The sequence below is a fragment of the Streptomyces sp. NPDC053427 genome, from assembly GCF_044544985.1.
Taxonomy (GTDB): domain Bacteria; phylum Actinomycetota; class Actinomycetes; order Streptomycetales; family Streptomycetaceae; genus Streptomyces.
The window spans coordinates 79820-102816 of record NZ_JBITYA010000009.1 but is presented as its reverse complement, the minus strand read 5'-3'; the positions used below and the strand labels follow the sequence as shown (position 1 = coordinate 102816).

21 protein-coding genes are annotated in these 22997 nt (G+C 71.2%); 6 read left to right on the top strand and 15 right to left on the bottom strand.

Going from position 1 to position 22997, the window contains the following annotated elements:
* Positions 1-2: 2 nt before the first annotated feature.
* Together ACIGWZ_RS25025 and ACIGWZ_RS25020 are read right to left on the bottom strand one after the other, a co-directional pair.
* Positions 3-1217: a glycosyltransferase gene (locus ACIGWZ_RS25025; RefSeq protein ID WP_400068223.1), complete on the bottom strand. Its 1215-nt coding sequence runs from the start codon at positions 1215-1217 to the stop codon at positions 3-5.
* Between the two features lie 11 nt (positions 1218-1228).
* Positions 1229-4078 carry a CDP-glycerol glycerophosphotransferase family protein gene (locus ACIGWZ_RS25020; protein WP_400068746.1) on the bottom strand — a complete coding sequence of 950 codons (2850 nt, stop codon included), beginning with the start codon at positions 4076-4078 and terminating at the stop codon, positions 1229-1231.
* A 673-nt stretch (positions 4079-4751) separates the two neighbouring features.
* Between ACIGWZ_RS25020 and ACIGWZ_RS25015 the strand changes: the two genes are divergently transcribed.
* Positions 4752-5579: a Bax inhibitor-1/YccA family protein gene (locus ACIGWZ_RS25015; RefSeq protein WP_400068221.1), complete on the top strand. Its 828-nt coding sequence runs from the start codon at positions 4752-4754 to the stop codon at positions 5577-5579.
* Between the two features lie 124 nt (positions 5580-5703).
* Here the strand turns inward: ACIGWZ_RS25015 and ACIGWZ_RS25010 are convergent, their stop codons facing one another.
* Entirely contained in the window at positions 5704-5931 is a 228-nt protein-coding gene (locus ACIGWZ_RS25010; RefSeq protein ID WP_400068219.1) for a DUF4287 domain-containing protein, read from the bottom strand.
* Positions 5932-6029: 98 nt separating this feature from the next.
* On the opposite strand from ACIGWZ_RS25010, the gene ACIGWZ_RS25005 reads away from it, so the two are divergent.
* Positions 6030-6374 carry a hypothetical protein gene (locus tag ACIGWZ_RS25005; protein ID WP_400068217.1) on the top strand — a complete coding sequence of 115 codons (345 nt, stop codon included), beginning with the start codon at positions 6030-6032 and terminating at the stop codon, positions 6372-6374.
* 28 nt (positions 6375-6402) lie between these two features.
* On the opposite strand, the gene ACIGWZ_RS25000 is transcribed toward ACIGWZ_RS25005, so the two are convergent.
* The 3 genes from ACIGWZ_RS25000 to ACIGWZ_RS24990 form a co-directional block, all read right to left on the bottom strand.
* Positions 6403-7341 (bottom strand): hypothetical protein, encoded by a 939-nt coding sequence (locus tag ACIGWZ_RS25000; RefSeq protein ID WP_400068215.1) that lies wholly within the window; start codon positions 7339-7341, stop codon positions 6403-6405.
* 494 nt (positions 7342-7835) lie between these two features.
* Positions 7836-9056: an acetyl-CoA C-acetyltransferase gene (locus ACIGWZ_RS24995; RefSeq protein ID WP_400068213.1), complete on the bottom strand. Its 1221-nt coding sequence runs from the start codon at positions 9054-9056 to the stop codon at positions 7836-7838.
* Between the two features lie 167 nt (positions 9057-9223).
* A complete protein-coding gene (locus ACIGWZ_RS24990; RefSeq protein WP_400068211.1) occupies positions 9224-10240 on the bottom strand; it encodes an SGNH/GDSL hydrolase family protein in 1017 nt (338 codons plus the stop codon).
* 398 nt (positions 10241-10638) lie between these two features.
* Here ACIGWZ_RS24990 and ACIGWZ_RS24985 point away from each other — a divergent pair, with 398 nt between their 5' ends.
* Positions 10639-12027 (top strand): cystathionine beta-synthase, encoded by a 1389-nt coding sequence (locus tag ACIGWZ_RS24985; RefSeq protein ID WP_400068209.1) that lies wholly within the window; start codon positions 10639-10641, stop codon positions 12025-12027.
* Between the two features lie 356 nt (positions 12028-12383).
* Here ACIGWZ_RS24985 and ACIGWZ_RS24980 read toward each other — a convergent pair whose 3' ends face one another.
* From ACIGWZ_RS24980 to ACIGWZ_RS24965, 4 genes are all read right to left on the bottom strand, one after another.
* Positions 12384-12785 (bottom strand): hypothetical protein, encoded by a 402-nt coding sequence (locus ACIGWZ_RS24980; RefSeq protein WP_400068207.1) that lies wholly within the window; start codon positions 12783-12785, stop codon positions 12384-12386.
* A 41-nt stretch (positions 12786-12826) separates the two neighbouring features.
* Positions 12827-14239: a purine-cytosine permease family protein gene (locus tag ACIGWZ_RS24975; protein ID WP_400068205.1), complete on the bottom strand. Its 1413-nt coding sequence runs from the start codon at positions 14237-14239 to the stop codon at positions 12827-12829.
* Between the two features lie 118 nt (positions 14240-14357).
* Positions 14358-14963 carry a cysteine dioxygenase gene (locus tag ACIGWZ_RS24970; RefSeq protein ID WP_400068203.1) on the bottom strand — a complete coding sequence of 202 codons (606 nt, stop codon included), beginning with the start codon at positions 14961-14963 and terminating at the stop codon, positions 14358-14360.
* Positions 14960-15877: an amidohydrolase gene (locus ACIGWZ_RS24965; protein ID WP_400068201.1), complete on the bottom strand. Its 918-nt coding sequence runs from the start codon at positions 15875-15877 to the stop codon at positions 14960-14962. The genes ACIGWZ_RS24970 and ACIGWZ_RS24965 overlap by 4 nt, the downstream gene beginning before the upstream one ends.
* Positions 15878-16041: 164 nt before the next feature.
* Here ACIGWZ_RS24965 and ACIGWZ_RS24960 point away from each other — a divergent pair, with 164 nt between their 5' ends.
* From ACIGWZ_RS24960 to ACIGWZ_RS24950, 3 genes are all read left to right on the top strand, one after another.
* Positions 16042-17091 (top strand): LacI family DNA-binding transcriptional regulator, encoded by a 1050-nt coding sequence (locus ACIGWZ_RS24960; RefSeq protein WP_400068199.1) that lies wholly within the window; start codon positions 16042-16044, stop codon positions 17089-17091.
* On the top strand, positions 17088-17579 hold the full coding sequence (locus tag ACIGWZ_RS24955; protein WP_400068197.1) for a hypothetical protein: 492 nt from the start codon (positions 17088-17090) through the stop codon (positions 17577-17579). The genes ACIGWZ_RS24960 and ACIGWZ_RS24955 overlap by 4 nt, the downstream gene beginning before the upstream one ends.
* A 117-nt stretch (positions 17580-17696) precedes the next feature.
* The gene (locus tag ACIGWZ_RS24950) at positions 17697-18719 is read left to right on the top strand and encodes a sigma-70 family RNA polymerase sigma factor (RefSeq protein WP_400068195.1); all 1023 of its coding nucleotides are present in this window, start codon (positions 17697-17699) and stop codon (positions 18717-18719) included.
* Here ACIGWZ_RS24950 and ACIGWZ_RS24945 read toward each other — a convergent pair.
* The 5 genes from ACIGWZ_RS24945 to ACIGWZ_RS24925 all read right to left on the bottom strand — a co-directional run bounded on the left by ACIGWZ_RS24945 (position 18716) and on the right by ACIGWZ_RS24925 (position 22812).
* Complete coding sequence (locus ACIGWZ_RS24945) at positions 18716-19042, bottom strand: STAS domain-containing protein (protein ID WP_400068193.1); 327 nt, start codon at positions 19040-19042, stop codon at positions 18716-18718. The two genes, ACIGWZ_RS24950 and ACIGWZ_RS24945, sit on opposite strands and share 4 nt — an antisense overlap.
* A 132-nt stretch (positions 19043-19174) precedes the next feature.
* On the bottom strand, positions 19175-20104 hold the full coding sequence (locus ACIGWZ_RS24940) for an ABC transporter substrate-binding protein (protein WP_400068744.1): 930 nt from the start codon (positions 20102-20104) through the stop codon (positions 19175-19177).
* Between the two features lie 74 nt (positions 20105-20178).
* The gene (locus tag ACIGWZ_RS24935; protein WP_400068191.1) at positions 20179-20850 is read right to left on the bottom strand and encodes an ABC transporter permease; all 672 of its coding nucleotides are present in this window, start codon (positions 20848-20850) and stop codon (positions 20179-20181) included.
* Positions 20851-20857: 7 nt separating this feature from the next.
* Positions 20858-21550: an ABC transporter permease gene (locus ACIGWZ_RS24930; RefSeq protein ID WP_400068189.1), complete on the bottom strand. Its 693-nt coding sequence runs from the start codon at positions 21548-21550 to the stop codon at positions 20858-20860.
* Entirely contained in the window at positions 21547-22812 is a 1266-nt protein-coding gene (locus tag ACIGWZ_RS24925) for an ABC transporter ATP-binding protein (protein ID WP_400068187.1), read from the bottom strand. The genes ACIGWZ_RS24930 and ACIGWZ_RS24925 overlap by 4 nt, the downstream gene beginning before the upstream one ends.
* Positions 22813-22997 lie beyond the last annotated feature (185 nt).

Below are 22997 nucleotides of genomic sequence, written 5' to 3'. Positions count from 1 at the left end.
ACTCACCGTTCGACGAGCGCGAACAGGCTCTCCCAGCGGCCGACGATCTCCTCGGTCGAGTACCGCTGGATGTTCTCGCGGGCGGCTTCGCCCATTGCGTCCCGGAGTTCCTTGTCGCGGATCAGGGTGTCGAGATGGCGGGCGAATTCGGTGATGTTTCCCGGCGGGGCCAGGAGCCCGTCCTCGCCATCCGTGATGATCTCGTGCACGCCCGGGGCGACATCGAATGCCACGCACGGCACGGCGGTCGCCATCGCCTCCATGGGGGCCAGCGGGAACCCCTCGCCGCGTGAACTCAGCGCGAACACCGAGCTTTCCCGCAGCGCCTCGGGCACATCGCTGGTCCGCCCCCTCCACAGGACGGAGGCGGCCACCCCGAGTTCGGCGGCCAGCTTGCGCAGGGCGTCCTCCTCCTCGCCCGAGCCGTAGATCCGCAGCGTCCAGTCCGGGTGCTGCGGCGCGACCCGCGCCCAGGCCTCCAGCAGCAGGTCGACGCCCTTTTCCTCGTGCAGCCGGCCGATGCTGACCACGCACTTGGCGGAGCGGTCGGAGGGGACCTCCGGGAAGAACGGGAGCGGGTTCGGCATGAAGCCGACGTTGTCCATGCGCTGGCGGATCCAGCGGTCGGCGTCCTCACGGGTGAGGGTGAGCATCCGGTCGACGTTCTTGTAGAACCGCTTCACCCGGCCGAAACGGGACGACTTGCGGCAGGTCGCGAACGATTCATGGCTCATTCCGATCACCGTCAGCCCGGCGGTATCGGCCAGCGCCACCCACTCCATCGCCCACACCTGGGTGACGATCACCACCCCGCCCGGCCCGGCAGCCCGGAACAGCGCGCTCATCTTGGCCGCCTGCTCCAGCATCCCGGCATCCCGGGCGGCCCGGCGGCGCTGCTCGGCGAGGTTCAGCTTGCCCTTGAGGCCGCGTGCCGGGCGGATGCTCGGCGGATGCTCGGCGTAGAGCGTGGTGGTCTCGAACGGCAGGTCGTCGGCCAGCTCGTGCACCCGGCCCTCGGGCGGCGGCACGACACCGACGATGTGCACCCGATGGCCCCGTTCGCTGAACAGGCGCGCCATCTGGTGCGACCAACTCGTGATGCCGCCCATCTCATTGACGCTGTTGGATACGAAGAAGATGTCCCGCGGCCCGGCGGCGTACGGCCCGGCAGCGTACGGCTCGTCCGCGCTCGGCTTGTCTGGGTACGGATTTTTCATCAACTGCTCCACTAACGAATCCACTGCGCGAAGAACTGGTCGACGATGCTCTGGGCGGCATCACCCCGGTCGTATTCGCCGAACTTGGCGACGAATTCCTTACGGGCCGCCGCGTATTCCAGCGCCTGGGTGTCGAACGACTTGAGGGTCTCGTAGAAATCTTCCTCGGTACGGACCACCGGACCCGGCGCGTGCTCCAGCAGATCGAAATAGGTGCCGCGGCCCTCGTGCACATATTCGTCGTAGTCGTAGGTGAAGAACACCAGCGGCCGGTCGAGCAGCGCATAGTCGAACATCACCGAGGAGTAGTCCGTGATCAGCCCGTCGGCCAGTTCCAGTACGGGCGTCACGTCGTGGCGGGCGGAGACGTCGATGACCCGGCCCTCCACGGTCGGCGGCAACACCACGTGATTGAGGTAGTGCGAGCGGACCAGGAGGACATAGCGGTCGCCGAACTGCTCCGCGAAGCGCTCCACGTCGAAGGGGAGGGTGAAGCGGCCGTGCCGGCCCCCCGCCTTGCGGAATGTCGGCGCGTACAGCAGCACGGTCTTGTCGTCGGGAATTCCCAGCTCCGCGGCCAGTTCCCCGCGTTCGCGGTGCCCCAGCTCCGCCTCCCGCTGCCGGGACTTCACCAGTGCGTCATTGCGCGGATATCCCACCCGCAGCAGCGTCTTCTCCTTGAGCCGGAACGCCTTCGCCAGGGTGCGCACATCGTGCTCGGACCGGCACAGAAAGCGGTCGAATCGGTCCAGCGAACGCTGCTGTTCGGCCTGCTGCCGCCGGGTCTGCGCCTTCAGCGCCGGCTGGTCGAATCCCATGTTCTTCAGCGCCGAGCCGTGCCAGGTCTGGAGGTAGGTGGTCTCCGGGCGCTTGGTGAGCTTGAGCGGGTAACTCTGGTTGTCCACCCAGAATTCGGCCTGTGCCAGTGCCTTGAGGTAGGGCAGCGACCAGCGCCGTACCAAAGTGACGTCCTGCGGGAATTCCTTCGGGGATCCCGTGTAGGACCAGATCGCTTCGAAGTCCAGGCCCTGCCGGCGCATTTCCTCGTAGATCGCGCGCGGGCTGTCGCTGTACTGCTTGCCCAGATGACTTTCGAAGACGACGGTGCGCTTCTTGATGGGCAGCCGGCAGAACACCTCGTGATAGGCGCGGAGTTTGTTGTCGCCGGAGACGATCTTCTTGCGCAGCGCCTTCGCCTTGCGATAGCCGCTCTTGGCCAGCACGCCCGGCTTTCCGCGCACCCCGCGCGCGATCAGTTCCTGCACTCGCTCGCTGTTGCGGTTCTCGCTGACCAGGCGGAAGGCGAGATGCCCCCGGGCCGAAATGTGCGGCTCGATGTGATCGGCGACGATCCGCGTCAGCCGCGGGCGTACGGGCAGCGGCGCCCCCGACAGCTCGGTGTCGGCGGCGGTGAGCCGGGTCGTGGTGCGCACCCCGTCCACGTTCAGGACCAGCCGTACGTCCCAGATGGTGTCGACGATGCCCAGCGGGCGCAGCTTCGCGGTGAGGTCCGCGGCGGCCTCCCAGTGGAGGGCGTCGCCCTCGTGGCGCAGCGCCCGCACCGGGAAGCGGAAGGACTGCAGGCTGCGGCGGCGGGCGCTGAACTCCAGCTCGCCGGACAGTCGCGCGCCCGCGGGGACGACCCCGAGCGGGTTGGTGATCCGCCCTGCCAGCGAGACGGTCCGGCCGGACTCGTGGAACCGGGTGAGCTGATTGCGCAGAAAGAGTTTGTTGACCGGTTTCTCGTGATATCCGGCGTCGGTCACATCCAGCACGTCGCGGCCGAACTCGTCGTCGAAATGCCCGTCGCACCAGTAGATCCGGCCGTCGCGCTCGGCGAGCGGCGAGGAGAGCTTGTCGCGGTTGATGAGAGTGTCGACCGCGGGGATCAGATTGTCCCAGTCGCCCCGCTGGAGCAGATAGGCGCAGATGGCCTGTATCGGCTGCACCCGCTCATACGCCTCGGGCGCGATGCCGGCGAGATATTCACGGGAGAGTTCGGAGAATTCCCGGCGGTAGGACTCGTCCCGGAAGGGCAGGTCCCGCAGATGCAGGACGAGGTCGTGCTTGAGGAATTTGACGTCCTTGGCGAGCTTCATCTCGTCGAGCCCGCGCGCGGCCAGCAACGCGTCGATCCGGCGGTGGATCTCCAGCCGGTGCGCGTAGTTGGTCATTTCGTGCCGGCGATTCGTCACCGACTTCACGGCGGCCCGCTCGTAAACGTGCCAGAAGTAGACCTGGTTGGGGATCAGCGTGATGCGGTTGGCCGCGAGATAGGCGTCCGCGATGAACATCAGGTCCTCGTAGAACATCCCCTTGGGGAACCGGAGGTCGTTCTCGATGAGGAAATCGCGGCGGTAGCACTTGTTGGTGGAGAGGGTGTCCCACACGAAAAGGTCGGGCAGCTCGGTGACCGACTCCAGCGTGCGCGTGGTGGAATACATCCAGGCGTACCACTCGTCGCGCTTCTGCTGGCGGGTGTCCTTGTGCAGCCGTACGCAGAGTCCGGAAACAATGTCCGAGCCGGTTTCCTCGGCCGCCTCCAGCATGTTCCGGCAGGCATTCAGCTCCAGTACGTCGTCACTGTCCAGGAACATGACGTACTTGCCGGTGGTGCGCTGGATTCCGAAGTTGCGCGGTTCGCCTCCGGCGCCGCTGTTCTCGGGCAGTTGAAAGGCTCTTACCCGCTCGGGGTAAGTGGCCGCGATATTCTGCGCGACTTCGAAAGAACGGTCGGTGCTGCAATCGTCGACGATCACCACCTCGACGTCCCGGAGCGTTTGATCCAGTACGGACTGGACAGCGGTCGGCAACCGGTCGGCGTCGTTGTAGACGATCACGACTACTGAGACGTCAGGCACAGGCACCTCAACCCTCTTTCGCTACTGTTTCCCGCCAGAATAGACCTATCTGTCCCCTTGTTCCGCAGACTTTCCGCACCCGAGTCGATACGGACGGTGATCGCTGCGGCGCGCGACGGATCCCTCTGTCGGGGCAGGTTCCGGCTGCCAGGGAAGACGGCCGACTCCGTGAATCGGTTGCCTCTCATGGCGTAACGCTCGTCTCATCGAGTCGTCACATCGCGCCGCTCGGCGGGCCGTTCATCGGAGGTTCACCGGGCGGTTCATTGGGCCGTTCGGATCAGACATTTATCGGATTCCGTGGCGGCGGACGGGCGGTCGTTATCCCGGCATATCCGGACCGTTCGTGTGGGCCGTTCGACGTTTCTGCTCGACATGCCTGTTCGGCATACCCGGCCGGCATGCCTTGTCGACATACTTGCGCGCCGAACCTGACCGGTTCCTGAACATCCGGTTCCTGAACGTTCGATACCCGAACGGCCGCCGAGTGGCGTGGAGCACAGTCGGCCGTTCGCCGGATCCGGGCACCTCCCCGCGCTCCCGTACGTCCTCCCTGGAGAGGATGTGTCGGGCCAAGTTCAGGGAAAGATCCTGCTCAAGAACTAGCGACGCGCCTTTGCCAGACCATTACGCTTGCCGGCAAGGCCGCGCAGGGTGGCCATGAAGGAGTGAGATGAGGAGCAGCAACCCGGTCTTCTCGCGACGGGGGTTCAGCCGCGACACCGGCTACGCGGGCTTCAACGCACCGCCGCAGGCCGGGGGCGCCGCCAACCCGTACGCCGGAACGAACCCCTACGCGGACAACGCCACCCAGGCGCCGCCGCAGTACGCCCCGCAGACCCGCCCGATGACGATGGACGACGTCGTCACGCGCACCGGCATGACGCTCGGCACGGTCGTCGCCGGCGCCACGGTCGGCTGGATCTTCCTGACCCAGCAGCTCGGCTTCGCCATCGGCGCCGGCCTGGTCGCGATGGTGCTGGGCTTCGCCCAGTCGTTCATGCGCAAGCCGGTCCCCGCGCTGATCCTGGCGTACGCGGCCCTCGAGGGCATCTTCCTCGGCGCGCTCAGCGGCTACATCAACGACCTGCCGAAGATGAACGGCGCCCCCATGCAGGCGGTGCTGGGCACGATGGCGGTGTTCGTCGCCATGCTGGTCGCCTACAAGACGCGGCTCGTACGGGTCACCGCCCGCTTCACCCGCTTCGTGATCATCGCGGCCCTCGGCTTCGTGCTGCTGTCGCTGGTCAACACCCTGTTCATGGTGTTCGGCGGGGGCGACGGCCTCGGCTTCCGCAGCGGCGGCCTGGGCATCCTCTTCGGCGTCGTGGGCGTGGTCCTCGGCGCGCTGTTCCTCGCGCTGGACTTCAAGCAGGTCGAGGACGGCATCGCCTACGGCGCGCCGCACAAGGAGTCCTGGCTGGCCGCGTTCGGCCTGACCCTGACCCTGGTGTGGATCTACATGGAGATGCTGCGGCTGGTCCAGATCCTGAGGGACTGACCCCGCACGGCGCCCGCACCGGCGCCGCAGCCGTACGAAGGGCCCGCAGGCACATCGCCTGCGGGCCCTTCGTCTCGTCGGTCTCCTCTGGGGCTGCCGTGGTCCCGTCATGGCGGGCCCGGCTTCACAGCTTCCGCGCGGCGCGCCTGAGGTCGTGTTCGTGGACGATCGCCTTGGCGTGCCCGTAGGCGAGGTTGTGCTCGCCTCGGAGCCAGCTGACTTTTTCCTCGAAGCGGAAGAGGGACGGGCCTTCGTCGACGGTGCGGAGCCAGTCGGAGATTTCCCGGCCGGTGCAGTGCGGGATACGGGAGAGCAGATTCCGGTGGGTCTCTTCTGAGAAGAGCTGAGACATCGGCGCCTCCGGACGCGGTCGATGCTGTTTCTTCAGCACACCGTGCCTGAGCGTTCGGGCGTTGGCAACCACCCGGGAGTGGCGCATAGGCTCACCGCGTGCTTGACGTGATGCCTTTGCAGACTGCCGTGGACGCCCTCGCCGACCGCCTCAGGTCGCTGCCGCAGAGCACCCTGAGCCGCGGAGCCGCGGCCGAAGGGCTTGCGCTGGCGCAGGAGTTGGCGCTGCGTGCGCAGCGGATCGAGAGCCCCGGGCGGGTGCCGCGGGCGATGCCGGACGCCGGGATGTTCGCGGCCGGCGACCAGCTGGCGGTGGCCGGCCACGATCTTGTCGAAGCGCTGCGGGGCGCGGCGGCGGATCCCGCTCGTGACGCGAATGCGGCCCCCGCCGAAGAGCTGGCGGAGGCCGTGCGGTCGGTCGAGGAGGCGGCGGGCCGCTGTTAGCGGCCTCCCCGGCCCGTGGGCTCCCGGGTCACATCGAGGCGATGACCCGGTCGGCCAGGATGTAGACGCTCTCCTGGCGGTACTCGCCCCAGGAGAAGGTCAGGGCGTACGCGCCGGCGATTCCGGAGCCGCCCATCAGCACCGGGGTCTGGTCCGCACGCAGGGCACCGGCGATGCGCTCGGCGGTGGCGCGGTCCCCGGGGGTCAGACAGAGCGTGGTGCCGTCGGCGAAGACATAGACGTCCAGGGTGCCCAGCGGGCCGGGACGTACGTCCACGAGCGGGACGGACCGCTGCGCCAGCTCCTCCAGGCGCGCGACCGTGCGCTCGTGATCGCTGATCACCGGGGAGGGCGAGAAGTCCGGGTGCGAGGGGTGTCGCCGGCGGGCGGCGGCCAGCTCGGCCGACTCGGCCTCCTCGACATGCTCCAACTCGGGCGCGTCCAGCGCCTCGACGGACTCCAGCGCGTCGAACGGCTCCAGCGCCTCCGGGCCGAGCAGCGGCTCCAGCCCGGCCAGGTCCGCCTGGCGCGGCAGGAAGGGCTGCGCGTCGAGGCGGTCCACCTCGATCCGCTCGGCCGCCTCGCGCTGCTCGGCGCGGGCGTCCATCGGGCCCTCCTCGCCGAGGCCGGCCAGCCCGCCCAGCAGCGACGGGGCGTCGGCGGCGTCCCGGGCCTCCTGAGCGGCCCAGAACGCGCGGGCCTCGGCCAGCTCCCGCTCCCGCTCCTCCGCCAGCGCGTCGGCGACCGCGGCACGTATGTCCGCGAGCGGCGTCTCGCCGGCCGGTGTGGTGCGGGCGGCCGGAATGGCCGCGAGGCCCGCCGCGGCGCCGTCCGTGCGGGCGGCCGCCAGCTCGGCGTGCAGCGCGGCGACCTGGCGGCGCAGGGCCCGGGCGGTGTGCAGGGCAGCGGCGCCCAGCACCACGGCCACGGCCGCGGCCAGCAGCAGGATGAGGGTGATGACGCTCATGCCGAAACCTCGCTTCGCTCGGCCCCGCATCCGCGAGGCGCGCACCTGTCCATCGTTCTCCCCCAGCCTTCGGCCGGGGGGACCCCCATGCTGTGCTCGCGCATGGCGCTCTCCCGATAGCAGAATGTCCCCCGACTTCCTACATCAGGGTGCCGGAGGACGGCGACCGCTCCCAGTGCACTATGTCCCGAAATGCAGGGGGCTTTGGGCTTCCTGCCTGCGGGTGCCCCCGGGGTGACCTGCATGAACTCCATGGCGACGGGGCGTTGGTCACAATCCTGGCGGCTCTTGGGTCGCGATCTTGTCAACGGGTGACGCAGGCCACCCGCCGTCGCCGTAGGTGCCGGTGCGACAGCGAAGGGTGCGCGGGGAGAGGGAGTTGGCCCGTATCTCCACGCGCACCCTTTGAACGGGCGGCCCAGGGGCCGGGCGCTCGTCCCGCGCGCCCGGCCCCTGACCTCCGCTGCCCTCCGCCGCCCGCGCGGCGGCTCGGCTCAGCTCAGCCGCTCGATGACCATCGCCATGCCCTGGCCGCCGCCCACGCACATCGTCTCCAGGCCGAACTGCTTGTCGTGCCACTGGAGGGAGTTGATGAGGGTGGTGGTGATCCGGGCGCCCGTCATGCCGAAGGGGTGGCCCACGGCGATCGCGCCGCCGTTGACGTTCAGCCGGTCCAGGTCGATGCCCAGGTCGCGGTACGAGGGGATCACCTGGGCGGCGAACGCCTCGTTGATCTCGACCAGGTCGATGTCGGAGACCGACAGGCCCGCGCGCCGGAGGGCCTGCTTGCTGGCCTCGACGGGGCCGTAGCCCATGATCTCGGGGGAGAGGCCGGAGACGCCGGTGGAGACGATCCGGGCGAGCGGGGTCAGGCCCAGCTCGCGCGCCTTGGTGTCGGACATGATGACCAGCGCCGCGGCGCCGTCGTTCAGCGGGCAGCAGTTGCCGGCCGTCACCAGGCCGTCGGGGCGGAAGACCGGCTTGAGGCCGGAGACGCCCTCGACGGTGACGCCGGCGCGGGGGCCGTCGTCCTTGGCGACGACCGTGCCGTCGGGCAGTGTGACCGGGGTGATCTCCCGCTCCCAGAAGCCGTTCTTGATCGCCTGCTCGGCGAGGTTCTGGGACCGTACGCCGAACTCGTCCATGTCCTGACGGGTGACGCCCTTGAGGCGGGCGAGGTTCTCGGCCGTCTGGCCCATCGCGATGTACGCGTCCGGGACCAGCCCGTCCTCGCGCGGGTCGTGCCAGCCCGCGCCGTCCTCCTGGGCGCGCGCGGCCGTACGGGCCTCGGCGTCGGCGAAGAGCGGGTTGTGGGTGTCGGGCAGGCCGTCGGAGCTGCCCTTGACCGACCGGGAGACGGTCTCGACGCCCGCGGAGATGAAGACATCGCCCTCGCCGGCCTTGATGGCGTGCAGCGCCATCCGGGACGTCTGGAGCGAGGAGGAGCAGTAACGCGTGACCGTGCAGCCGGGGAGGTGGTCCATCCCCATCTGGACGGCCACGATGCGGCCGAGGTTGTGGCCCTGCTCGCCGCCGGGCAGGCCGCAGCCGAGCATCAGGTCGTCGATGTCCTTGGGGTCCAGCTCGGGGACCTTGGCGAGGGCCGCTTCGATGATCTTCGCGGTCAGGTCGTCGGGGCGCAGGTCCTTGAGCGAGCCCTTGAAGGCGCGGCCGATCGGGGAGCGGGCGGCTGAGACGATCACGGCTTCGGGCATCACGGCTCCAGGGGTATCGGTGATGGACTCTCAGGGAAGTTACCTGCACGTAGTGCCCAGGTCACTGGATGCGTGCTGTGATGCGGGCCTCTTTTCTAAGCGGGCGCTTATGGGAACGGGACGGGGGCGCCGGGTATTCCCGTACGGCCCCTTCTCCCGGCCCGCCGTCACCACCCGATCCCCGGCACCTCCGTCGGCTCCGAGGTCGGCAGCTGCCGCCGCCTGCGGTGTTTGAGCAGGGCCCACGGCGCGCGCCGGCCGCTGACCTCCGTACCGCCCTCGGCCGCCGCCTCGGCCGCCGCCTGCGCGACCGGCAGGATGCCCTCGCCGCGGCCCGGCTCCGGCCGCTCCTCCTCGGGCCACAGCCCCAGCGAGGCGCACAGCGTCGGCAGGACGGCCATCGCGGCGGTGGCGTACCCCTCCGCCGACGGGTGGTAGTTGTCCGGCCCGAACAGCTCCCGCGGATGGGCCTCGAACTCCGGGCCGAGGAGGTCGCCGAGCGAGACCGTACGGCCGCCGCTCTCGACCACCCCGATGGTCTGGGCCGCGGCGAGCTGCCGGGAGAGCCGCCGGGCCACCCAGCGCAGCGGCTGGTAAACCGGCTCGATGGTGCCCAGGTCGGGGCAGGTGCCGACGACCACCTCGCAGCCCGCGGCGCGCAGCCGGCGCACCGCCTCCGACAGATGCCGTACGGATTCGGCCGGCGGCATCCGGTGGGTGACATCGTTGGCGCCGATCATGATGACGCAAACGTCCGGCGGTTCGGCGCCGTCCGCCAGCATCAGCTCCACCTGGCGCTCCAGGTCGTCGGACTGGGCGCCGGGCAGGGCCACATTGCGGAAGTCGACGGGCAGTTCGGAGAGCGCGGCAAGGCCCGAGGCCAGCAGCGCGCCCGGGGTCTGGCGGGCGCGGTGCACGCCCTGCCCGGCGGCGGTGGAGTCGCCGAGGAAGCCCAGCCGCAGCGGCGGCCGGCCGTCGTCGCTGTGCCGGAACGGGGCGCCGTAGCGGCCGTCCGCGCAGGGCGGGGTGTCGCTGGAGCCGCCGACCGTACGGCGGGCCAGCCGGACCTCGGTCAGCAGCACCCCGACGGCGGCGACCCCGAGCAGGCCGATCCCGCCACCGCCGACCGCCGCCGCGGTCGCGATCCGGCGCGCCACGCGCGCCCTGGACATCGTCATCGGCATAGCCGGGCACCTCCCCGTGCAGTGCGTGCGCGCCGCGGCCCCGCGGGCCGGACGCGCTTCTGACAGCTACAACACATGCGTACGAGAGGTTGTTGCCCGTTCCCGCGCGGAACGCAACGCACCTGACCTCCAACGGAACGCAGTGGCCCCGCCCGCGCGTACCCGCGGGCTTCCCGGACGGCCCCTGCAGCCGACCTTCAAGAGAGCGCCAGCCACCGACAGCGGCGCGGGCTCCCGAGGAAAGCCGTGGTCAGAGGGGGTGGGGGCAGCGGTTCCCGGGCCGGTCGCAGCCGGTGGTCCGGTCGCTGGACGCCGGATGGGCCGGGCCCCGGCAGGTCCGGGCGAATAGGCTGGCCGTACGGGCGCAGGAGAGCGTGCCCCCGACCGCGGAGACCACCGTGCAGTTTTACGATTCGATGATTGAGCTCGTCGGCAACACCCCGCTTGTACGGCTCAACAGCGTGACCAAGGGAATCCAGGCCACCGTCCTGGCGAAGGTCGAGTACTTCAACCCCGGCGGCTCGGTCAAGGACCGGATCGCGGTGCGGATGATCGAGGCCGCGGAGGAGTCCGGCGCATTGCAGCCGGGCGGCACGATCGTCGAGCCGACCTCCGGAAACACCGGGGTGGGCCTGGCGATCGTGGCCCAGCAAAAGGGCTACAAGTGCATCTTCGTCTGCCCCGACAAGGTGTCGACGGACAAGATCAATGTGCTGCGGGCGTACGGCGCGGAGGTGGTCGTCTGCCCGACCGCGGTGGACCCCGAGCACCCGGACTCGTACTACAACGTCTCCGACCGGCTGGTGCGCGAGACGCCCGGTGCCTGGAAGCCCGACCAGTACAGCAACCCCAACAACCCGCGGTCGCACTACGAGAGCACCGGCCCGGAGCTGTGGGCGCAGACCGACGGGCGGATCACCCACTTCGTGGCGGGTGTCGGCACCGGCGGCACGATCAGCGGCACCGGCCGCTACCTGAAGGACGCCAGTGAGGGCCGGGTCGAGGTCGTCGGCGCGGACCCGGAGGGCTCGGTCTACAGCGGCGGTTCGGGGCGTCCGTATCTGATCGAGGGCGTCGGTGAGGACTTCTGGCCGACCGCCTACGACCGCACCATCGCGGACGAGATCGTGGCGGTCTCGGACAAGGACGCGTTCCAGATGACCCGCCGGCTCGCCAAGGAGGAGGGCCTGCTGGTCGGCGGCTCCTGCGGGATGGCCGTGGTGGCCGCCCTGGAGGTCGCCTCGCGGCTCGGCCCGGACGATGTCGTCGTCGTCCTCCTCCCGGACAGCGGCCGCGGCTATCTCTCCAAGATCTTCAACGACGAGTGGATGGCCGACTACGGCTTCCTGGAGGAGAGCGGCACCGCGGCGCGGGTCGGCGAGGTGCTCGCGCACAAGGAGGGCGCCCTGCCCTCGCTCGTCCATATGCACCCGGAGGAGACCGTCGGCGAGGCGATCGACGTCCTGCGCGAGTACGGCGTCTCGCAGATGCCGATCGTCAAGCCGGGCGCCGGGCACCCGGACGTGATGGCGGCCGAGGTCATCGGCTCGGTCGTGGAGCGGGAGCTGCTGGACGCGCTGTTCACCCAGCGGGCCTCGCTCTCCGACCCCTTGGAGAAGCACATGTGCCCGCCGCTGCCGCAGGTCGGCTCCGGCGAGGCCGTCGGCGACCTGATGGCCGTCCTGGAGAACGCGGACGCGGCGATCGTCCTCGTCGAGGGCAAGCCGAAGGGCGTGGTGAGCCGGCAGGACCTGCTGGCCTATCTGGCGCGCGGGGTCGCCAAGTAGCCGCCGGGCGGCCGGCAGGCGGCCGACGGGGAACGCCGATTTCCCGTACCGGTGTTAAGTGGCCGTCAGGAAACGGGCCGACACCGCAAGGTGTACGTATGCGTCACGTGTTCGCAGCACGGACTTAACACTCGTCAGGCACATTGATGACTACGGCGATACGGGCTTCCGGAGCGGCTCCCGGACCTCCACGATCGCCAGGACGCGACGCCCGGCCCTGACCCGGTCCGCGTCCCTTGCGGGGACCGCCGTCGTCCCGCCCCCGGCTCGGCCGGGGTGCGGCGGTCCCCGCAACAGTCTTTTGCGGGGACCGCACGGGCCCGCTTCCGGTGTCCTTCCGGTGTCCGTACCGGCGCTCACTCCCGGCGCCGCAGCCGACCCGTCACGCCCGCGCTGTGTACGGCGTTGACCCCCACGATCCCGGCCCAGGACACCAGCAGCCCCGGCATCCCGACCGTGCCCGCGGCGATCGCCGACAGCGGCACGGCCAGTACCAGCGAGACGGTGGCGAACCCGAACCGCGCGGCGAAGCCGTCGGGCCCGCCCCAGCCCCCGCCGCCCCGGCGGGCCGGCCGGGTCCCGCGCGCCACCTGTATCTGCTGTTCGGCCAACTGCCGCCGCACCCGCTGGTCGACGCTGCTCTCGAGCTTCTCCAGGAAGGACTCCAGCAGCTCCGGCTCGTACTCCGGGCCCAGCTCCTTGCGCGTCTGGAGGATCGCGTCGCATTCCTTGCGCAGTTCCGGGTCGTGTGTCGCCATGCCGGTGAGGTTACGGACGCCGGGCGGGCGGCGCGGCAGGGCTAGCCCCCCGATCCGGTCGGAGTGCGTTCCCCGGGGAGGGGCTGCGCGTCCGGGATGCGGGCGGTGTCGCGGCGGGCGACGGCCCCGTACAGGGCGGCGGGCACGGCGAGCCCGATCAGCCAGGAGATGTCGGCGCCGCCGAGGGGCGCCACCAGGGGGCCGGTGTAGAAGTGCGTGGCGAGGAAGGGGAGTTGGGCGAGCACGCCGAGTCCGTAGACGGTCAGCGCCCGGAGGTTCCAGGCGCCGTAGCGGCCGGCCGGGTCGCTGAGTGCGGGAATGTCGTAGCGCTCCTTGGAGATCAGGTAGTAGTCGACCAGGTTGATCGCCGACCACGGTGTGAAGAAGGTCAGCAGGAAGAGCAGGAAGTCCTTGAAGGACGTGAGGAACGAGTCCTTGCCCAGGAGGGCGACGGCGGTACCGGCGACCATGATCCCGGCGATGTAGGCGGCGCGGCCGCGCGGGGAGAGGGTCCGCTGTCCCCGGAAGCCGCTGACGCTCGTCACCAGCGACATGAAGCCGCCGTAGGTGTTGAGGATGTTGATGGTGAGCTTGCCGAGGGCGATGACGAAGTAGAGGAGCGAGGCGATCAGCCCCGCGCCGCCCAGCCCGACGACGTAGGTGACCTCGTGTCCCACGAACGCGGCCGGCGCCGCGGCCGCCGCCAGCGCGCCGAAGGTCATCGACCACTGCGACCCGAGGACGGATCCCGACAGCGTCCACCAGAACGTGGCGCGCGCCGAGGTGTGCCGCGGCAGATAGCGCGAGTAGTCGGCGACGTACGGTCCGAACGCCAGCTGCCAGGAGGCCGAGAGCGAGACGGCGAGAAGGAAGACCGGCAGCGAGAAGCGGTGGTCGTGCAGGAGCGTTCCGAGGTCGGCGCGCTGGAGGAGGCGTATGCCCAGATAGACGAAGGCCAGCGCGCAGACCAGGCCGGCGATCCTGCCGAGGGTGTGGATGAGGCGGTAGCCGACGGTCGCGGCGACGGCGGTGACCGCGGCGAAGAGGACGATCCCGGGTGTCTCGCCGAGGTGCGTCAGCTCGCCGACCGCCTGCCCCGCCAGCACGCTCCCGCTCGCGAAGAAGCCGATGTACATCACGATCACCAGCGCCAGCGGCACCACCGCGCCGCGCACCCCGAACTGCGCCCGCGACGTGATCATCTGCGGCAGCCCGAGCCGCGGCCCCTGCGCGGAGTGCAGCGCCATCACCGCCCCGCCGAGCAGATTGCCGAGCAGCAGCCCGATCAGCGACCAGAAGGCGTTCGCCCCGAAGACGACGGCCAGCGCGCCGGTGATCACGGCGGTGATCTGGAGATTGGCGCCCAGCCAGAGGGTGAACTGGCTGACCGCGCTGCCGTGCCGTTCGTCGTCGGGGACGACGTCGATCGACCGTTGTTCCACCACGCCTGCCATCACAGCCCGCCTCGCGTCGCGCCCGCTCCTGTATGGATTCATGCAGGATCAACGTCGTTGAATGGAAAAGCAATAGGCAGGTCGAGAACGGCGGCCGATTCGCGGTGACGGACGGGACTCAGGCGGCGGGTACGTCCCGGGACGGCCCGGCGGGTGCCTTTTGTGCCGCGTCCGCCGCCTCCGCCTCCATGGGCCGCAGCTCATCCGCGTACGACACCGAGACCCGCCGCATCAGCCCGTCCCCGGTGATGTCGTACTGCCCCAGACGCCACAGCGGCGGCGAATACGCATGCACCGACACGGCGTCATCGGTGGCCCCGGTGAGCCGGTGGATGTGATCCGGGCCGAAGCAGAAGGAGTCCCCCGCCCCGACCGCGGTGGCCAGGTGCTCCCCGCCGATCCGCGGGTTGGATTCGGTCAGCACGCCCTGGACGACGCGCACCGCCCCGGACGAGATGTCGTGGTCGTGCCACCCGGTGTCGTTCTGCCGGGTCCAGCACAGCAGCCAGACATCGACGAACTCGTCGCGGTGCAGGGAGGCGTAGTGGCGTTCGGTGTCGGAGAACGCGACCTCCTCGCGCCACAGGTCCGGGCGGGCGGCGAGTTCGTCGACCAGGGCCTGCAGCTCGCGCTTGTCGAGGTTGCGCTCGGGCAGTGTGGCGAACGGCCGCTCGCCGTCGGGGACCTCGCGGGCGGCATCGGCCTGGGAGGCGGTGGGCGTCATGGGCGGGCTCCTCTCGTCGGGCCCAGGAGGCGGGCCGGGTTGGCGGTGCGCAGGGCGTGGACGGCGGCCGCTGCGCCGAGATCGGGGACGACGGGTTCGGCGTACGGGCGGTCGCTGCCGCTGACGACCACATCGATGCCGACGGCCCGTACGAGCGCATCCACCGCACGGGTCCCGTACGACGACGTCTCGTAGAAGGCGTTGCAGTCCACCCGGCCGCGGTCCCGCCCGCCGCCGCGCGCGACCAGCCGTTCGCCGTGCAGCGGCGCCAGGCCCGCCAGCGCCGCGAAGCAGACCCGCAGGTCCGGGTGGCGCGGCCGGCCGAAGGCGCGGAAGGCGAACCAGGAGGCGTGCAGCTGGTGGACGTACGGGACGAGCGCGGGCCACCAGGAGGGCGCGCCGTCGGGCGCGGCGGGTGCGGCGCCGGGGTGGACGAACAGCGGCTTGTCCAGCTCGGCGGCGACGTCCAGGAGCGGCGCGCAGCGGGCCCAGCCCTCGGCGTCGAGCAGCGCGGTGGCGGGCAGTTGCAGGCCCGCGCAGCCGCGGTTCAGCTCCCGTCGCAGCGCCTCGGTGTCGGGCTCGGGCGCGGAGAGGCAGACCGAGGCCCAGACGCCGAAGGGGGCCGGCAGGTCCAGCGCACCGTCATGGAAGGCGGCGAGCAGCGGTGCGGCCTCCGCGGGCGGCAGATGTTCGATGCCGAGCGGGCTGGAGAGCGACACCAGTGCCAGATCGAGGCCGTCGGCGCGGGCGAGCCGGGCGCGGGCGGCGATGTCGTGGTCGGCGGGGTCGACGGCGTACGGCGGCTCGCCGGGCAGCCGGAGCGTCCAGCCGTCCAGCCGCGGCGGCGTCGTACGGGCGCGCAGCAGCGCGAGGAACTCCTGCGGCCAGATGTGCTGGTGCACGTCGGTGGGCACGGCGCCCCTCCCGTCTCCCGATCTCCGCGACCGGCCGGTGTCCTCAACCGGTTCACTTAACCGCTTAACTGATGCGCTTAAGTGAACCGGTTAACATGAGCTCCTGTCAAGGGCGGACCGGATTGCCGAAGGAGGCGCGGGCTTCCTTGGGTAGGCTTCCCGACATGGCCAGGCCCAATAAGCGCACCACCCTCCGCGAGGTGGCCGAGGCCACCGGACTCTCCACCGCAGCCGTCTCCTACGCACTGCGCGGCAAGCACGTCTCCAAGGAGACCGAGGAGCGGGTGCGCAAGGCGGCGGCCGAGCTCGGCTACGAAGCCGACCCCATCGCCCGCGCCCTCGCCAGCGGCCGCACGAGCATGGTCGGCGTACTGGCCGGCGACCTCCAGGACCTGTGGCAGCAGCAACTGATGGCGGCAATAGGGCGCGAGCTCCTGGCCGGCGACCGCTACGCCCTCATCCTCGACGCCGGCGGCGACCCGGCCCGCGAGCTGACCCTCGCCAAACAACTCCGCGACCAGCGCGTCGACGGCCTCCTCGTCTCCCCCGTCGACCCCTCGGCGGAAGGCTGGGCGAAGATCGCCGAAGCGGTCCCCGTCGTCTCCATCGGCGACGCCCTCAGCCGCGCCCGTACGGCCGGCGAGGTCCTCTTCGACAACCGCGCCGGCATCGACGCCGTCCTCGACTACCTCCGCGGCCTGGGCCACCGCCATGTCACGGTCCTCACCCCCACCGGCCCCTCCACCCCCGACCGCCCCGCCGACGTCTACGTCCGCGAGGCCGCCGACCGCCTCGGCATCGGGGTCGAGGTCCTGCCCTGCGCCCAGGAGCTGAGCGACGCCACGGCCGTCGCCCGCCGCGTTCTGACCAACACTCCGGACGGCCGCCCCCGCACCGGTCCCGCCGCCGGCCTCGCCCCGCCCACCGCCGTCTTCTGCTTCTCCGACTCCATCGCCTACGGCGTCTACGCGGCCGCCGCCGAGGCCTCCCTCACCGTAGGCCGCGACCTCTCCGTCGTCGGCTTCGACGACCACCCCGTCTCCCGCGTCCTCACGCCGCCCCTGACCACCGTCGACTGGGGCCTCACCGACATCGCCAAGGAAGCCGCCCGCCTGGCGGTCGCCGCCATCGAGGGCCGCCGGGTCCGCCGCAAACGCATCCTGTGCGCGCCCCGGCTGTCGGAGCGCGGGTCGGCCGTCGAGGTGCGCCCATGACGACGGCCCTCGCGGTCACCGGACACATGGACCTGACCGAGGCGGCCGTCCCCGCGGTGCGGGCGGCGCTGCGGGCGCTCGTCGGGCGGCAGGCGCCGGTTGGCCTGGTCGGGATCTCGTGCCTCGCCGAGGGCGCCGACGCGCTCTTCGCGGAGGAGGTGCTGGCGGCGGGCGGGCGGCTGATCGCCGTGGTGCCGTCGCGCGACTACCGCGACACCCAGGTCACGCCGGAGCACGCCGGGACCTTCGACCGGTTGCTGACGGCGGCGGCCGAGGTGATCGCGATGCCCGCGCCGAGGGCCGACCGGGCCGCGTACGAAGCCGCGAACGGCGAGCTGCTGGCCCGCGCCGACCGGCTGGTCGCGGTGTGGGACGGTTCGCCGCCGTCGGGCAGGGGCGGCGGCACGGCGGACACCGTGGCGCAGGCCCGTGCGGCCGGAATCGCGGTGGATGTGGTGTGGCCCCACGGGGCGGCGCGGGGCGCGTAGAGCCCGGCTGCCTCGCGCTGCGCCCCCGGCGTCCGGGGAGCAGACTGGTGCACGGTGCTCCGGTACCGTCGTCGCACGCGTGCCGGTGGTCGGCCGACGGGTGAAGGGCGGTCCTCGATGGAACCCTCGATCAAGTCCTCGAACGGTGACCTCGCCCTGGACGACGGGACCCGGCAACAAGGCGGCGCGGAAGGCGAGTTGGCGGACCGCCTCGAAGCGCACCGCACCGAGCTGACCGGTTACTGCTACCGCATGCTGGGGTCCGCGTTCGAGGCCGAGGACGCCGTGCAGGAGACCATGGTGCGGGCCTGGCGGAGCCATGACCGGTTCGAGGGGCGGTCCTCGCTGCGGTCGTGGCTGTACCGGATCGCGACGAACGTGTGCCTGGATCTGCTCAAGGGGAGCCGGCGGCGGGCGCGGCCGATGGATCTTGCATCGCCGTCGAGCGTGGACACCCCGGTGGGCAACGGGCTGCCCGAGGCCACCTGGATCGGGCCGGTGCCGGACGGGCGGGTGCTGGCGCAGGTCGTGGATCCGGCGGAGGCGGCCGTCGCCCGGGAGTCGATCCGGCTCGCCTTCATCTCCGCGTTGCAGCGGCTGGCGCCCCGGCAGCGGGCGGTACTGATCCTGCGGGAGGTGCTGAGCTGGTCGGCGAGCGAGGTCGCGGAACTGCTCGGCAGCTCCGTGGCCGCGGTCAACAGCGCCCTGCAACGGGCGCGGGCGACGCTCGCGGCGGACCAGGGCGAGGACCCGGCCGCCCAGCCGTTGGACGACGAGCAGCGGGCGCTGCTGAACCGGTACGTCGACGCCTTCGAGCGCTTCGACATGGACGCGCTGACGGCCCTGCTGCACGAGGACTCGACGCTGTCGATGCCGCCGTACGAGCTGTGGCTGCGCGGCCGCGCGGACATCGTCCGATGGATGCTCGGCCCGGGCTGCGGCTGCGAGGGCTCGCATCTGGTGCCGCTGACCGCCAACGGGCGGCCGGCGTTCGGCCAGTACCGGGCGGACGGCCGGCCGTGGGCGATCCAGGTGATCGAGACGGCCGACGGGCGGATCACCGGGCTCCACTCGTTCCTGGACACGGAGCGGCTGTTCCCGCTGTTCGGGCTGCCGATGCGGTACGCGGACCCGGCCTAGGACTCCTCCGGAGCGGCTCGCCCGCCCTCCTCGGCCGGCAGCCTCCGGCCGAGGCCGGTCAGCGTCAGGACGTCGCCCAGGGCCTGCGGTACGTGGCACAGCCGGATGGTGCGGCCGAGGCGGCGGGCGGTGAGCTGGAGGCGGAGCAGGGCGTCGAGGGTGGCGGCGTCCGGGGGTGTGGACAGGGCCCGCGCGTCGTAGACGACCGTGGCGTGGGGGTGTTCGCTCAGGTACGTGCGGAGGCGCGCGCACAGGGACGGGACGTCGTCGGCGGCGAGGACGGCGGTGAGCGGCCAGACCACCGGCTCGTACGGGGTGGGCACGGGGCGCCTCCTGAAGGTGGGGAGCGTCTGGAGGGAAGACCCCGGGGCGGCGGGAAATTCATCCAGTACCCCGGAAAGAATCCGACGGGACGCAGCCCCGCCCCGGCCCCGTGGCCTCCGGCCGCCCCCGCCTCAGCCTTTCAGCCCGTGCTTGGCCAGCCAGGCGTCGGCTACCCGGTCCGGGTCCCGCTTGTCCTTGTCGACGAGGCGGTTGAGTTCGGTGAGCTGGGAGGTGGTGAGGGTGTTGCCGAGACGGGCGAGGGCCTTGCGGACCTTGGAGTCCGCCTTGCGGGAGGCGACCAGCGGGACGATGTGCTGGGCGGGGATGAGGTGCTTGGGGTCGGCGAGGAGCACCCAGCCGTTCGCGGCGGTGTCGACGTCGGTGGTGAAGACGTTGGCGATGTCGATGTCGCCCTTCTTCAGGGCGCCCTTGACCAGCGGCCCGGAGGAGTCCAGCGCCTTGAACTCCTTGAATTCGACGCCGTACTGCTCCTTGAGGCCGACGACGCCCACGACCCGCTTCTTCATCTCGGCGGCGGCGCCGAAGATCAGCTTGCCGTTGACCTTGCGCAGATCGGCGAGCGACTTCAGCCCGTAGCGGTCGGCCGTCGCGCGGGTGACGGCGAAGGTGTCGCGGTCCTCGGCGGCGGCGTACGGGAGGACTTCGAGGCCGTCGGGGAGGACCGTGGCCAGGGCGTTCTGCATGGCGCCCGCCTCGGTCTCGGTGGCCTTCTTGTCGAGGTAGAGGAGCAGGCTGCCCTGGTATTCGGGGAGCAGGTCGATGTCGCCGGAGCGCAGCGCGGGGACGACGATCTCGCGGGATCCGAGGTTGGGCTTGACGGTGGTCTTGACGCCGGCGGCGTTCAGGACGCCCGCGTAGAGGTAGCCGAGGATCTGGTTCTCGGTGAAGTTGGCGGTGCCGATGACCAGTCCGCCGCTGCTGCTGCCGCTGTCGCCGCCGGCGCCGTCGCCCTTGAGCGAGGTGATGCCGGAGGAACAGGCGGCCAGCAGCGGAGCCGAGGCGCCGGCGAGAAGGGCGGTCAGGGCGGTACGTCGGGTCATCGCGGTACGGCGGTTCATGGCGTCGGACTCCTTGGCGCGTACGGGGTGAGGTCTGCGGCGCGTACGGGGGCGGATCAGCGGGCGGTCGCCGGCCGGCCGCGGAACAGCAGCCGCTGCAGGCCGCCCAGGGCCAGGTCGGCGGCGACGGCGAGAACGGCGACCAGGGCCGCGCCGCCCAGCACCTGCACCAGGTCGCGCTGCGCCAGCCCGTCGAAGACATAGCGGCCCAGCCCGCCGAAGCTGACGTAGGCGGCGATGGTGGCGGTGGCGACGACCTGCACGGTCGCCAGCCGGACCCCGGTCATGATCAGGGGCAGCGCGAGGGGGAGTTCGACCTGCCAGAGGATCTGGGGACCGCGCAGGCCCACGCCCTTGGCGGCGTCCTTGACCTCGGGGTCGACGGCGGCCATCCCCGCGTAGGTGTTGGTGATGATGACGGGGACGGCGAGGGCCACCAGGGAGACGTACACGGGCCAGACGCTCAGTCCGCCCGCGAGGAAGACGAGGGTGACCAGTCCGACGGTGGGCAGCGCCCGGCCGAAGGAGGAGAGGTTGACGGCGAGGAAGGCGCCGCGGCCGGTGTGCCCGATGAGCAGGCCGATCGGCAGCGCGATGACGGCCGCGGCCAGGGTGGCGAGCACCGAGTATTCGAGGTGCTCCAGGATGCGGGTGGCGATGCCCTCGGGGCCGGACCACTGGGCCGGACCGGTCAGCCAGGACGCGAGGTTCTTCAGGAGTTCGAGCATCGGTGCGTCACGCTCGCTTCCACAGCTTGAGGACGGACGGCAGGGTGCCGCTGCGTGACCGGGAGGCGCCGCGCCGCCAGGGGGTGCACAGCCACTGGACGGTCACCAGCAGGGCGTCCGCGACCAGGGCGAGCAGCAGGGTCAGGGCGACCCCGGCGATGACCGGGGTGGGGAAGTTGCGCTGGAAGCCGTCGGTGAAGAGCTGGCCGAGGCCGCCGTAGCCGATGTAACTCGCCACGCTGACAAGGGAGATGGACATGACGGTGGCGACCCGTACGCCCGCCATGATCACCGGCAGGGCGAGCGGCAGCTCGACGGTGAGCAGGGTGCGCAGGGGCTTGGTCCCCATCGCCTGCGATGCCTCGCGGGCCTTGGCGGGCACGGCGTCCAGGCCCTCGACCGTGTTCCGTACGAGCACCACCAGGGTGTACGCGGTGAGGCCGACGATCGCCGTGGTGCGGGTGAGGCCGGTGACCGGCAGGAGGAGGACGAAGAAGGCGAGGGAGGGGATGGTGTAGAGGATGTTGGACGCGCCGAGGACCAGGCCGCGCAGCGGGCGTACGCGGTGTGCGAGAACCGCCAGCGGCAGCGCGATCAGCAGGCCGAGGAGGACGGCGGGCACGGCGGTGGCGAGGTGGTCCGCGGTCAGGCGGGCCATCTCGTCGGCGTGGTCGGGGAACCAGCCCCATTCGATGGTCATGCGGGGCGCTCCGTGGCGGGGGCCGGGTCCGCGGCGGGTGCGGTGGCGGGCGCGGGCTTGAGGCTCTTGGCCGCCCCGGCATCGGCTTCCCCGGCGCCGGCCTCGCCGGTGTCCGCTTCCGCGGCGTCCGTTTCCCCGGCGTCCGTTTCCGTGGCCGCCGCGGCCCGTCCCGCCTCCGCGTGGCTGCGGCCCGCCCGCTCATGGATCGCATCCCGCGGGGTGAGCCCCACCAGCACGCCCTCGGCGTCGACCCGGGCGACCGCGCCGGCCGGCGAGGACACCGCCTCGTTGAGCGCCGAGAGCAGCGAGTCCTCGTCGCGCAGCGGCCGTACGGCCTCCAGCGCGGCCTCGCCCGCCGTGCCGCCGGCCGGCAGGGCGTCGGTGTCCAGCCAGCCCAGCGGTTCGCGGCCCGGGGAGGTCACCAGCCGCCAGCGGTCCCCGGCGCGGGCTATCTTGCCGACCGGCTCGTCCGCCCGTATCGCCCGGCCGGGCGTGTACGGAACGTCCGCGAGCGTGGTGAGCGAGAGCAGCTTCAGGCCGCGTTCGGCGCCGAGGAAGTCGGCGACGAAGTCGTCGGCGGGGCGGGCCAGGAGTTCGGCGGGCGGGGCGCACTGGACGAGCCGGCCGCCGGTGCGGAAGACCGCGATCCGGTCGCCCAGGCGGACCGCCTCGTCGATGTCGTGGGTGACGAAGACGACCGTCTTGCGCAGTTCGTCCTGGAGGCGCAGCAGTTCGTTCTGGAGCTGGGTGCGCACGACCGGGTCGACCGCGCCGAACGGCTCGTCCATCAGCAGGACGGGCGGATCGGCGGCGAGCGCGCGGGCCACGCCGACGCGCTGCTGCTGACCGCCGGAGAGCTGGTGCGGATAGCGCTTGCCGGCGTCGGCGGGCAGGCCCACCAGCTCCAGCAGTTCGGCGGCGCGGGTGCGGGCCTTGCGCTTGCCCCAGCCGAGCAGCAGCGGCACGGTCGCGATGTTGTCGAGGATCGTACGGTGGGGGAAGAGGCCGGACTGCTGGATGACGTATCCGATGCCGCGGCGCAGCCGGGCGGCGTCCGCTTCCAGGATGTCGCGGCCGCCGATGCTGATGGTGCCGGAGGTCGGCTCGACCATCCGGTTGATCATGCGCAGGGTGGTGGTCTTGCCGCACCCGGACGATCCGACGAGGACGGTGACCCCGCCCTCGGGGAAGTCCAGCGACAGATCATCCACCGCCGTTGTGCCGTTCGGGTACCGCTTGCTGACTGCGTCGAACTTGATCATCCGCTGCCCCTTGCCCGGCCTGCATAGTGTCATGCAGAGTCTTAGGCACGTGAATAGAAGTCAATAGGTGGACGTGAATCACGTGTTACATCGCGGCCGGAGGGCGGCCGCGGCGCCTGTTGTGCCGCCCGTTCGCTTCGGTCACCGTACGGAACGAGGTGTCGGACTTCTGTCCATAAAAAGTC